11 protein-coding genes and 1 rRNA gene are annotated in these 8,936 nt (G+C 40.2%); 2 read left to right on the forward strand and 10 right to left on the reverse strand.

Annotation, left to right across the window (positions count from 1 at the left end; translation table 11 throughout):
* A 16S ribosomal RNA gene (locus ACPLVE_RS10375) occupies positions 1-59 on the reverse strand; the annotation flags it as partial.
* Positions 60-318: 259 nt separating this feature from the next.
* Positions 319-1,026, reverse strand: a complete 708-nt coding sequence (locus ACPLVE_RS10380; protein ID WP_424611482.1) for an ATP-binding protein — start codon at positions 1,024-1,026, stop codon at positions 319-321.
* Positions 1,027-1,140: 114 nt separating this feature from the next.
* Here ACPLVE_RS10380 and ACPLVE_RS10385 point away from each other — a divergent pair, with 114 nt between their 5' ends.
* A complete protein-coding gene (locus ACPLVE_RS10385) occupies positions 1,141-2,316 on the forward strand; it encodes a class I SAM-dependent rRNA methyltransferase (protein ID WP_424611483.1) in 1,176 nt (391 codons plus the stop codon).
* Between the two features lie 65 nt (positions 2,317-2,381).
* Positions 2,382-2,615, forward strand: a complete 234-nt coding sequence (locus tag ACPLVE_RS10390) for a peptidoglycan-binding domain-containing protein (protein ID WP_424611484.1) — start codon at positions 2,382-2,384, stop codon at positions 2,613-2,615.
* Here ACPLVE_RS10390 and pyrE read toward each other — a convergent pair.
* From pyrE to ACPLVE_RS10430, 8 genes are all read right to left on the reverse strand, one after another.
* Positions 2,612-3,184 (reverse strand): orotate phosphoribosyltransferase, encoded by a 573-nt coding sequence (gene pyrE / locus ACPLVE_RS10395; protein ID WP_424611485.1) that lies wholly within the window; start codon positions 3,182-3,184, stop codon positions 2,612-2,614. The genes ACPLVE_RS10390 and pyrE overlap by 4 nt on opposite strands.
* A 15-nt stretch (positions 3,185-3,199) precedes the next feature.
* Entirely contained in the window at positions 3,200-4,105 is a 906-nt protein-coding gene (locus ACPLVE_RS10400; RefSeq protein WP_424611486.1) for a dihydroorotate dehydrogenase, read from the reverse strand.
* On the reverse strand, positions 4,102-4,833 hold the full coding sequence (locus tag ACPLVE_RS10405; RefSeq protein ID WP_424611487.1) for a dihydroorotate dehydrogenase electron transfer subunit: 732 nt from the start codon (positions 4,831-4,833) through the stop codon (positions 4,102-4,104). Before ACPLVE_RS10405 ends, ACPLVE_RS10400 begins: the two co-directional genes overlap by 4 nt.
* Positions 4,834-4,841: 8 nt before the next feature.
* Positions 4,842-5,765, reverse strand: coding sequence for an orotidine-5'-phosphate decarboxylase (gene pyrF, locus ACPLVE_RS10410; RefSeq protein ID WP_424611492.1), 924 nt, complete (start codon positions 5,763-5,765; stop codon positions 4,842-4,844).
* 23 nt (positions 5,766-5,788) lie between these two features.
* Positions 5,789-7,084 (reverse strand): dihydroorotase, encoded by a 1,296-nt coding sequence (locus ACPLVE_RS10415; protein ID WP_424611488.1) that lies wholly within the window; start codon positions 7,082-7,084, stop codon positions 5,789-5,791.
* Positions 7,085-7,086: 2 nt separating this feature from the next.
* A complete protein-coding gene (locus ACPLVE_RS10420; RefSeq protein WP_424611489.1) occupies positions 7,087-8,001 on the reverse strand; it encodes an aspartate carbamoyltransferase catalytic subunit in 915 nt (304 codons plus the stop codon).
* Between the two features lie 206 nt (positions 8,002-8,207).
* Positions 8,208-8,744, reverse strand: coding sequence for a bifunctional pyr operon transcriptional regulator/uracil phosphoribosyltransferase PyrR (gene pyrR, locus ACPLVE_RS10425; protein WP_424611490.1), 537 nt, complete (start codon positions 8,742-8,744; stop codon positions 8,208-8,210).
* Positions 8,741-8,936, reverse strand: a 196-nt coding sequence (locus ACPLVE_RS10430; RefSeq protein WP_424611491.1) for a hypothetical protein, incomplete at its 5' end; no start/stop codon positions are given. The genes pyrR and ACPLVE_RS10430, both read right to left, overlap by 4 nt.

An 8,936-nucleotide genomic window follows, 5' to 3' on the forward strand; every position in this document is an offset into this window, starting at 1 on the left:
TGCATGTGTTAGGCACGCCGCCAGCGTTCGTCCTGAGCCAGGATCAAACTCTCCAATTAAAATCTACAAAGATTGGTTTCCTTCTCCTGAGAGCCCCACTGTTCACTTTTCAAGGTTCTTTTGCTTTTCGCAGTATTTTTATATATCAAATTTTTTCTTGTTTGTCAACCCTCTTTTTGTTCCGCCGGCTTACCGCCGGCGATTATGAATATACCACGTTTTAAAAATCGGTTCAACTCCCATAAACCCCAATAAATCTCAATTATGTCGAAATATCCTTAAAAACCTGCGCAATTTTTGCACATAGCTTTTTTTTACTCAATTTTTCAATTGAAAAACATCTTTTTTTATGGCCGTAAAAATTCTCTTGTCCAATTCAGGGATTTCTTTTTCTAAATTTCTAATCAAATTCTCAATTGAGTGGCGAGTAGTATTCCCTGCCATGGGGCACGGATTTTCCACCACAGGCAGGTTGTTTCTTTTCACCGCACTTCTCACTTCCTTCTCTCTCACATAAATCAAAGGCCTTATTAGCATGATTCTAGACCTGTCCAAAAACGTGACAGGTTCAAAAGTGTGAAGCCTTCCATTGTAAAACAAGTTCATCATAAAAGTAACTATCAAGTCATCATAATGATGTGCCAGAGCCACTTTGTTGCAACCCTTCTCCTTTGCAAAGTCATTCAGAGCACCTCGCCTTAGATTTGCGCATAAAGAGCAGGGATTTTTCTCTTTCCTGTAGTCAAACACGATTTTCTTTATTTCAGTATGCTTAACAAAAAAAGGAATACCCTTTTCTTCACAGAAATTTTTTATAGGAGTGGGGTCGAAATTCTCAAACCCTAAAGACAGCATGAGTCCCATTACCTCGAACTTTATCGGATAAAATCTTTTGAGAAGATGTAATCCGTAAAGAAGCGTGACGCTGTCTTTACCTCCAGACACTCCGACGGCTATAGCATCTCCCTCCTGTATCATCTCAAACTCCTGCACCGCTCTTCTTATTTTACCTAGTATCTTCTGCATATTCATCACCCCTCTAAATATTAATCCTCCCTTCTTTTCCATGTCAATATACAATTGCAAAATCAAGACATCTGTGGTATAAAAAACTTATCAAAAACCGTAAGGAGAGGTGCTATGGCAGACGTAATCTTAAGAAACATGAATATAAAGCGAATATTAGATGGACATCCTTGGATATACAGAACTGAGATAGACAGGATTGAAGGAGATTACAGCCCTGGAGATATTGTAAATGTGTTCACCTATAAAAAAGAATTTATTGGAAGAGGATACATAAACTTAAAATCAATGATATCCGTGCGAATTCTCACAAGAGACCCTGAAGAGGAAATAGGCGAAGAATTTTTTAGAAGGCGAATTAAAAGAGCATGGGAATACAGAAAAAAAGTGATGGACGATCTCAATTCGTGTCGAGTTGTATTTGGAGAAGGGGATTTTCTACCAGCTTTGATTGTAGACAAATTTGGAGATTATCTTGTCATACAAACTCTTTCACTGGGTATAGACAAATACAAAGAAACGATAGTGAAACTCCTTGTAGAAATATTAAATCCCAAAGGTATTTTTGAAAGAAATGACGTTGCTACAAGGGAAATTGAGGGACTACCTCAACAAAAAGGGTTTTTGTACGGCAAGTTTGACCCTGTACAAGAATTTGAAGAAAACGGGATAAAATTTTGGGTTGATATGGAAAATGGACAGAAAACAGGTTATTTCTTGGACCAAAAAGAAAATAGAAGAGCAATTCAAAATTATGTAAAAGGGGCCGAAGTACTGGATTGTTTTAGTCATACGGGTTCTTTTGCCGTTCACGCTCTTCACTACGGAGCAAAAAAGGTAGAAATAGTGGATATATCTGAAGAAGCACTTGAAATGGCAAAAAAGAACATAGAACTAAACGGCTATCAACAAAGGGCTGAGTTTATTAGAGAGAACGCCTTTGACCTTTTGAGGAGGTACGACAGAGAAAAGAAAAAATTTGACACAGTAATACTGGACCCTCCTGCCTTTACAAAGAGCAAAGAAACAGTCAAAGACGCTTTAAGAGGATACAAAGAGATAAACTTAAGAGCTTTAAAAATCATAAGAGAAGGAGGATTTCTCATCACCTGTTCCTGTTCTCAGCACATAAGACCAGATATGTTTTTAAATACAGTAAAAGAAGCAGCTTCTGACGCTAAAAGAACCATAAGACTTGTGGAACAAAGGACACAGGCAAAAGACCACCCAATACTGCTTGCCTCCGAAGAAACCCAATATCTTAAGTGCCTTATACTTCAGGTATTTTAAAGGAACACTCCCCTCATCTTATGCATACCCTGTAAAGAGGGAAAGTGCATAGATGAGGTGAAAAAATGGAAAGACAAGAATTGGGTTCTCGCCTTCTGTACGAAGGATTAGCAGGGTACGATGTGCTAGAACTTCAGATGATTCTTCAGAGTTTAGGCTATGACTCTGGCCCCATAGACGGCATATTTGGCCCTCGAACGAAAAAGGCCGTCATGAAATTTCAGCGAGACAACGGCCTTAAAGTAGACGGCATTGTGGGCCCTGAAACGATGAAAGCTATAAGAATGTTAGTACCCTAAAGCTTTCTGCTTCCTGGCTTTACCAGAGGAATACCCTCTTTACAAAGAGGGCATTCCTCTTTTTCATAAGTTTTAATCTGTAACTTTACAATTGACTCAAAAGGCACACCAAAATCTATTTTCCCATCACTTCTATCAACAATACTTGCTACCCCCACTATTTCTCCTCCTAAAGATCTGACCAATTCTATTACCTCTTTTACAGAACCTCCTGTTGTCACTACGTCTTCTACCACTAATGCTCTTTCTCCTTTACTTATCTCAAATCCTCTTCTTAGCTTCATAACATTGTCTTCTCTTTCCGCAAATAAAGCTCTTACACCGATTTGCCGCGCAACCTCATACGCCAATATAATTCCTCCAATCGCAGGGCCTATTACCACATCTATTCTGTATCCTTTGAACTTCTTTGCTAATTCTTTGCAAAAAATTTCACTGTAGTTAGGATATTGAAATATTTTTGCACATTGAAGGTACGTATCACTGTGTTTCCCAGAACTCAGCAGAAAATGCCCTTTATTTATAACTCCCAGTTTTTCGAAAATTTCCAAAACCTTTTCTTTTTCCATTTCCAAATCCCCTCTTTAAATTTTTATACTTCCAATAATTTCATTTATGTCTTCAATTTTGTTTTCTTCCATGTACTTTTTTATTCCATCAATAATCTCAACAGTACAGTAAGGATTTACAAAATTACAAGTTCCCACTGCAATAGCTTTTGCACCTACAATTAAAAATTCCAAAGCATCTCTGTAGTTCATTATTCCTCCCATGCCTATCACAGGAATGCTCACAACTGTGACTACTTCGTATACCATTTTAAGAGCAATAGGCTTTATAGCAGGTCCGGATAGACCTCCAATTATATTCTCAAAAACAGGCCTCCTTTTATCGATGTCCACAGCCATTCCCGCCACCGTGTTAATCAAAGATATAGCATCTGCTCCTCCTTTTTCCGCAGCTTTTGCACAAACTTTTATGTCGGTTACATTTGGAGTCAACTTCACTATGACAGTCTTACTGGTAGCCTTTTTCACCCTTTTTGTAATTTCAAAAATATCATCTGGATTTACACCAAAAGCCATTCCGCCTTTTTTCACGTTGGGACAGGAAACGTTAATTTCAATCCCTTCTATCCCTTCAACATCAAGTTTTTCTGCCATATACACAAATTCCTCTATCGTTTCTCCAGCAATATTTACAATCACTGGAACATCGAAACCTTTCAAAAAAGGAAGTTCCCTTTCAATAAACGCATCTACTCCCGGATTTTGAAGACCTATGCTGTTTAAAATTCCAGAAGCGGTCTCAAACAACCTGGGCGGAGGATTGCCTCCTCTTGGATTTACAGTAAGTCCCTTTACAACTATCGCTCCTAATCTATTAAGGTCGATGTATTCACTGTATTCTCTGCCAAAACCAAAAGTTCCTGAGGCAGTCATCACAGGGTTTTTAAGCTTTATCTTTCCAATCTCAACCGACAGGTTCAAAATAGCACCTCCTCTGCCCAGAAAACCGGTCCATCTCTGCAAACTCTTTTGTAAGTAAAGCCTTTACCTTCTCTCACCTTGCACGCACATCCAAGGCAGGCCCCAATACCACAGGCCATTTTCTCTTCTAAAGAAATTTGGCATAAGACATTTGCCTTCATCGAAATTTCCTGAAGAGCTTTTAACATGGGCTTTGGTCCACATCCGTATACTATATCCACTTCTCCTATCATTTCCTCGACAACAGAAGTTACCAATCCTTTTCTTCCCGCACTTCCGTCTTCTGTAGTCACTACAACTTCCCCTAACCCCTCAAATTTTTCCACAAGAAAAGTTTCTCTTTTAAAGCCTAGAGCGATGTACAGCTTCTGCGCCTTTACTTTCTTAGCAAGGTACAAAAGGGGAGCAATTCCTACTCCTCCGCCCACTATAAGAACTCTCTTTCCTTCCAAAATCTCAAATCCATTGCCATGAGGGCCGGTTATTTCAAGAATATCTCCCTCTTTCATCTGAGACAAATTCTCTGTGCCTTCTCCCCTTACTTGATAGAGAATTGTCATTTTCTCCTCTTCAAAGTCATTCACACTAAACGGCCTTTTTAAAAAGGTCTTTCCCTGGCAGTCTATCATTAGAAACTGCCCTGGATGAGGTTTTTTCCCTTTCCACTCAAATGTCATTTCATAGACCTTAGATGCTATTCTCCTATTGGACAATACTCTTGCCTTCATCTTCCACCTCAACTGGCAATGTATTTTCTTTTTACAAGGGCATTGTTGATCATGCCCGTCATCAAAATCACTTCTTCTCTTGCCGCCTGGCCATACTCATATTCCGAGTAGGCCTCTTTCCAAAAATCGCTCCTGTAGGCATATATCAAAGCTCTAGAGGAATTTATTATCGCTCCATATCCTTCTTCATCAAAGCAATTTACTACATCCTCAGCTGTTGCCCCCTGTGCTCCATATCCTGGTACCAAAAAATAAGACCGCGGCATCTCTTCTCTTAGTATTTTCGCTTCAAAAGGATATGTTGCACCTACCACAGCCCCTATGGAACTGTACCCGTATTTACCGACTGTCATTTTTGAGAGCCTGTTTATCATTTTTGCTACTTCTTGGTACACATAGCCGCCTTTTTTAGTTTCAATATCCTGTACGTCCTTTGAACTCCTATTAGAAGTCTTGACAAGGACAAATATGCCCTTGCCAAACTTCTCTACATCCTCTAAATAGGGTACCATGCTGTCCTCACCCATATAGGGATTTACAGTGATTGCATCAAACAAAGGGTTCTGAAGATACGCCTTCGAATACATTTTAGCAACGTCCTGTATATCCCCCCTTTTCACATCTGCTATCACTATAAGGCCTAGACTTTTAGCATACTCCGCAGTTCTGAAAAAAGCTTTAAAGCCCTCTATCCCATAAGCCTCATAAAAGGCAACTTGAATTTTCACGGCAGGAATAAGGTCATACACAGCATCAATTATCCCTTTGTTGAAAAGATACATGGCTTCTGCAATTCCTTCTACCCCATTTCCCTTTCTCCTAAACGCCTCTTCTTTTATAAAATCCGGAATCATCTCAATTCGCGGGTCAAGCCCTACAACCACAGGGGTTTTTTTAGCCTTGACACTTTCTATCAGCCTATCCACAAACATATTTCCCCTTCTTTCCATCAAAGTCATATCTCGACTTTTTCAAATTTCTTGTTTTTCTGATACCTTATTTGCCCTTCCACTATTGTGTATTCCACAACTCCTTTTAATTTCATCCCGTGATAAGGGGTGTTTTTGCCCTTTGACTTGAATTTTTCTTTATCTACGGTATATTCTTCATGGGGATTAACAATCACGATATCCGCAGTAGCTCCTACCCTTATTCCATTGGATATCCCCAGTATCCTTGCAGGATTCATACTCATGTAATTCACTAAGGCTTTCATAGTGATTATACCTGTCTGTACCAGAAAAGTGTTTATAACAGAGAATGCCGTTTCAAGACCTGATATTCCAAAAGGAGCCATGTCATAGGGAACTTTTTTATCGTCTCTAGTATGAGGAGCGTGGTCTGTAGCGATCGCATCTATAGTGCCGTCCTTCAACCCTTCTATCAAAGCCTCTACATCTTCCCTAGTCCTCAAGGGCGGGAAAACTTTTGTATTGGTATCGTAATTGTAGACTGCCTCATCTGTGAGAGTAAGATGGTGAGGAGTAACTTCTGCTGTTATACTTACCCCTTCCTCTTTTGCCCTCTTTATAAGCTCTACACTGCCTTTAGTGGAAACATGGGCAATGTGAAGCTTCGCACCTGTCGCCTTTGCCAGTATTATATTTCTTGCAAGCATCACTTCTTCCGCTTCCCTCGGTATTCCTTTAAGCCCCAGCATTGTAGCAATTATCCCGCTGTTTACCACTCCTTCTCCGCTTAATGTCTTGTCCTCGCAGTGAGTTATCATAAGGAGGTCATACATTTTGCCATAAGTCATAACCCTTTTCATAACTCCTGCGCTCATTATCGGGAAGCCGTCATCAGATAAAGCAACGACTCCAGCCTTTTTCAGCTTTGCCATTTCAGTTATTTCTTCGCCTTTCATCCCCTTTGTCATAGCCCCTATAGGCAGTACCTTCACTACTCCTTCTCTTTGAGCCACAGCCTTCACATACTCTACGACTACTTCACTGTCTATAGGAGGATCGGTATTAGGCATACAGGCGACAGTAGTAAAACCCCCTGCTGCAGCCGCCTCTGTTCCTGTCCTTATAGTCTCCTTTTCCTCAAAACCCGGCTGTCTTAGATGGGTGTGCATGTCTACAAAACCTGGAAGCACATATTTGCCTTCAGCGTCAATCACTACAGCATCGGAAACGTCGATATTCTTGTCAATCCCTTTTATTATTCCGTAATTTATAAGGATGTCGGCTTTTTCTTCACCACCAAAACCATCAATCACAATTCCGTTTTTTATGACTATCTTCATTTTTAATTCCTCCTCTCGCACAGAATTTTCAAAAGTGCCATCCTCACAGCCACCCCGTTTGTTACCTGCTCCTCTATTACAGAGTAACTAGCATTCGCAGCACCCGAGGTAACCTCCACATTCCTGTTTACAGGACCTGGGTGCATCAAAATAGCATCCGGTTTCGCCAGTCTCATTCTCTCCTCATTTATTCCGAAATACTCCCTGTACTCCTCAATTGAAGGAAATAGCCCGCTTTTTTGCCTTTCCAATTGAATCCTCAATCCCATCACAACATCTGCATCCTTTATAGCCTCTTCAGCGCTATAGCAGACTTTGACCCCCATTTTCTCTATCTGAGGAGGCATTAGTGTGGAGGGTCCCGCCACTTTCACTTCTGCTCCCAATTTCTTAAGTCCCCATATGTTAGACCTTGCCACCCTGCTGTGCATAATATCACCTATTATAGCAACTTTTAATCCTTTAAAATCTCCTTTTTTCTCCTTTATAGTCATCATATCCAAAAGCGCCTGTGTTGGATGTTCATTTATGCCATCCCCTCCGTTTATGATGGAAGCATTTGTGTATTTCGCAAGAAGGTGAGGAGTTCCACTCATATTGTGCCTTGTTATTACTACATCTGCTTTCATCCTTTCAACTGTCCTTATAGTATCTATCAAAGACTCTCCCTTTACCACACTGCTGGTAGCCACCTCTATATTTCCATAATGGGCTCCCAGGTATTTTGCAGCCATTTCAAAAGACAGCCTTGTCCTTGTGCTAGGCTCGAAGAAGATTGTCACCACAGTTTTTCCTCTTAAGGCCTGGGAATACTTTTCACCGTTTAAAAGCTTTTTCATCTCAAAGGCCAAATCCAGAATTTCCAGTATTTCTTCTCTTGTAAGGTCTTTAATCCCCAGAAGGTCCTTTTTGAGCATGACCCTTTCCCTCCTTTAAAAAAAGAGTAGTCCCCATTTCACAAAAAGGTGAAATGGAACTACTCTTTTTTCTTAAAATATACTTTTTCGTAAAAATCAAGAATTTAATTTTAGGCACAAAAAATCCTCCCCTCGTAAAGTTTAACACTCAGGGAGAATAGGTCTATATTCTCCCTTCTTAGCCTCGCTGGGCTAAATTAAAGGTGCTACTTTTCAGTTATAACTACTTTATTCACTCCATCCACTTCTTCCAGCATCACTTGAATTATCTCGCTTCTAGATGTCGGAACATTTTTCCCAACATAGTCAGGCCTTATAGGAAGTTCCCTGTGACCTCTGTCCACAAGCTCAGCAAGCTGTATTGCTTTGGGTCGCCCCAGGTCAATTATGGCATCCATTGCAGCCCTCACAGTCCTGCCTGTGTATATAACATCGTCTACTAAGACCACTATTTTATTGGCTACATCCACTCCAATATCTTTCTTCTTTACTACAGGCTGTTCAAGGTCTGTGGTGAGGTCATCCCGATACAGCGTAATATCAAGAGACCCCACTGGAGGTTCTTTCCCTTCTATTCTAGAGATGTACCTCGCAATTCTCTTAGCTAGAGGTACTCCTCTTGTCTTAATGCCTACTAAAACTACATCCTCTATCCCTTTATTTCTTTCAACAATCTCGTGAGCTATTCTTATCAAAGCTCTATCTATAGCTTTTTCGTCCATTATCTCTGCTTTTATTCTCATCCTACAACCTCCAAAAAAACCTTCTTGCACTGGCAAGAAGGTTTTCGATACTTCTTTTTATAAGACCTTGCCAGCCTCACAGGACCGCTTAAAGGCTTTTTTCTTTTATATATTACCACATTCTCTTCAAGTTGTCCATGATAGTGTAAAATTTCAGTAGGTGATGAAGCAGGAAAATGGGGTATGGATGTA

Origin of the sequence: Caldanaerobacter sp. (assembly GCF_049701115.1) — a bacterium.
Classification (GTDB): domain Bacteria; phylum Bacillota; class Thermoanaerobacteria; order Thermoanaerobacterales; family Thermoanaerobacteraceae; genus Thermoanaerobacter.

Excerpts from the sequence above, each read along its gene's own strand:
- ACPLVE_RS10380 (WP_424611482.1), bottom strand. The coding sequence starts at position 1,026 with ATGCAGAAGATACTAGGTAAAATAAGAAGAGCGGTGCAGGAGTTTGAG.
- ACPLVE_RS10385 (WP_424611483.1), top strand. The coding sequence starts at position 1,141 with ATGGCAGACGTAATCTTAAGAAACATGAATATAAAGCGAATATTAGAT.
- ACPLVE_RS10390 (WP_424611484.1), top strand. The coding sequence starts at position 2,382 with ATGGAAAGACAAGAATTGGGTTCTCGCCTTCTGTACGAAGGATTAGCA.
- pyrE (WP_424611485.1), bottom strand. The coding sequence starts at position 3,184 with ATGGAAAAAGAAAAGGTTTTGGAAATTTTCGAAAAACTGGGAGTTATA.
- ACPLVE_RS10405 (WP_424611487.1), bottom strand. The coding sequence starts at position 4,833 with ATGAAGGCAAGAGTATTGTCCAATAGGAGAATAGCATCTAAGGTCTAT.
- pyrF (WP_424611492.1), bottom strand. The coding sequence starts at position 5,765 with ATGTTTGTGGATAGGCTGATAGAAAGTGTCAAGGCTAAAAAAACCCCT.
- ACPLVE_RS10415 (WP_424611488.1), bottom strand. The coding sequence starts at position 7,084 with ATGAAGATAGTCATAAAAAACGGAATTGTGATTGATGGTTTTGGTGGT.
- ACPLVE_RS10420 (WP_424611489.1), bottom strand. The coding sequence starts at position 8,001 with ATGCTCAAAAAGGACCTTCTGGGGATTAAAGACCTTACAAGAGAAGAA.
- pyrR (WP_424611490.1), bottom strand. The coding sequence starts at position 8,744 with ATGAGAATAAAAGCAGAGATAATGGACGAAAAAGCTATAGATAGAGCT.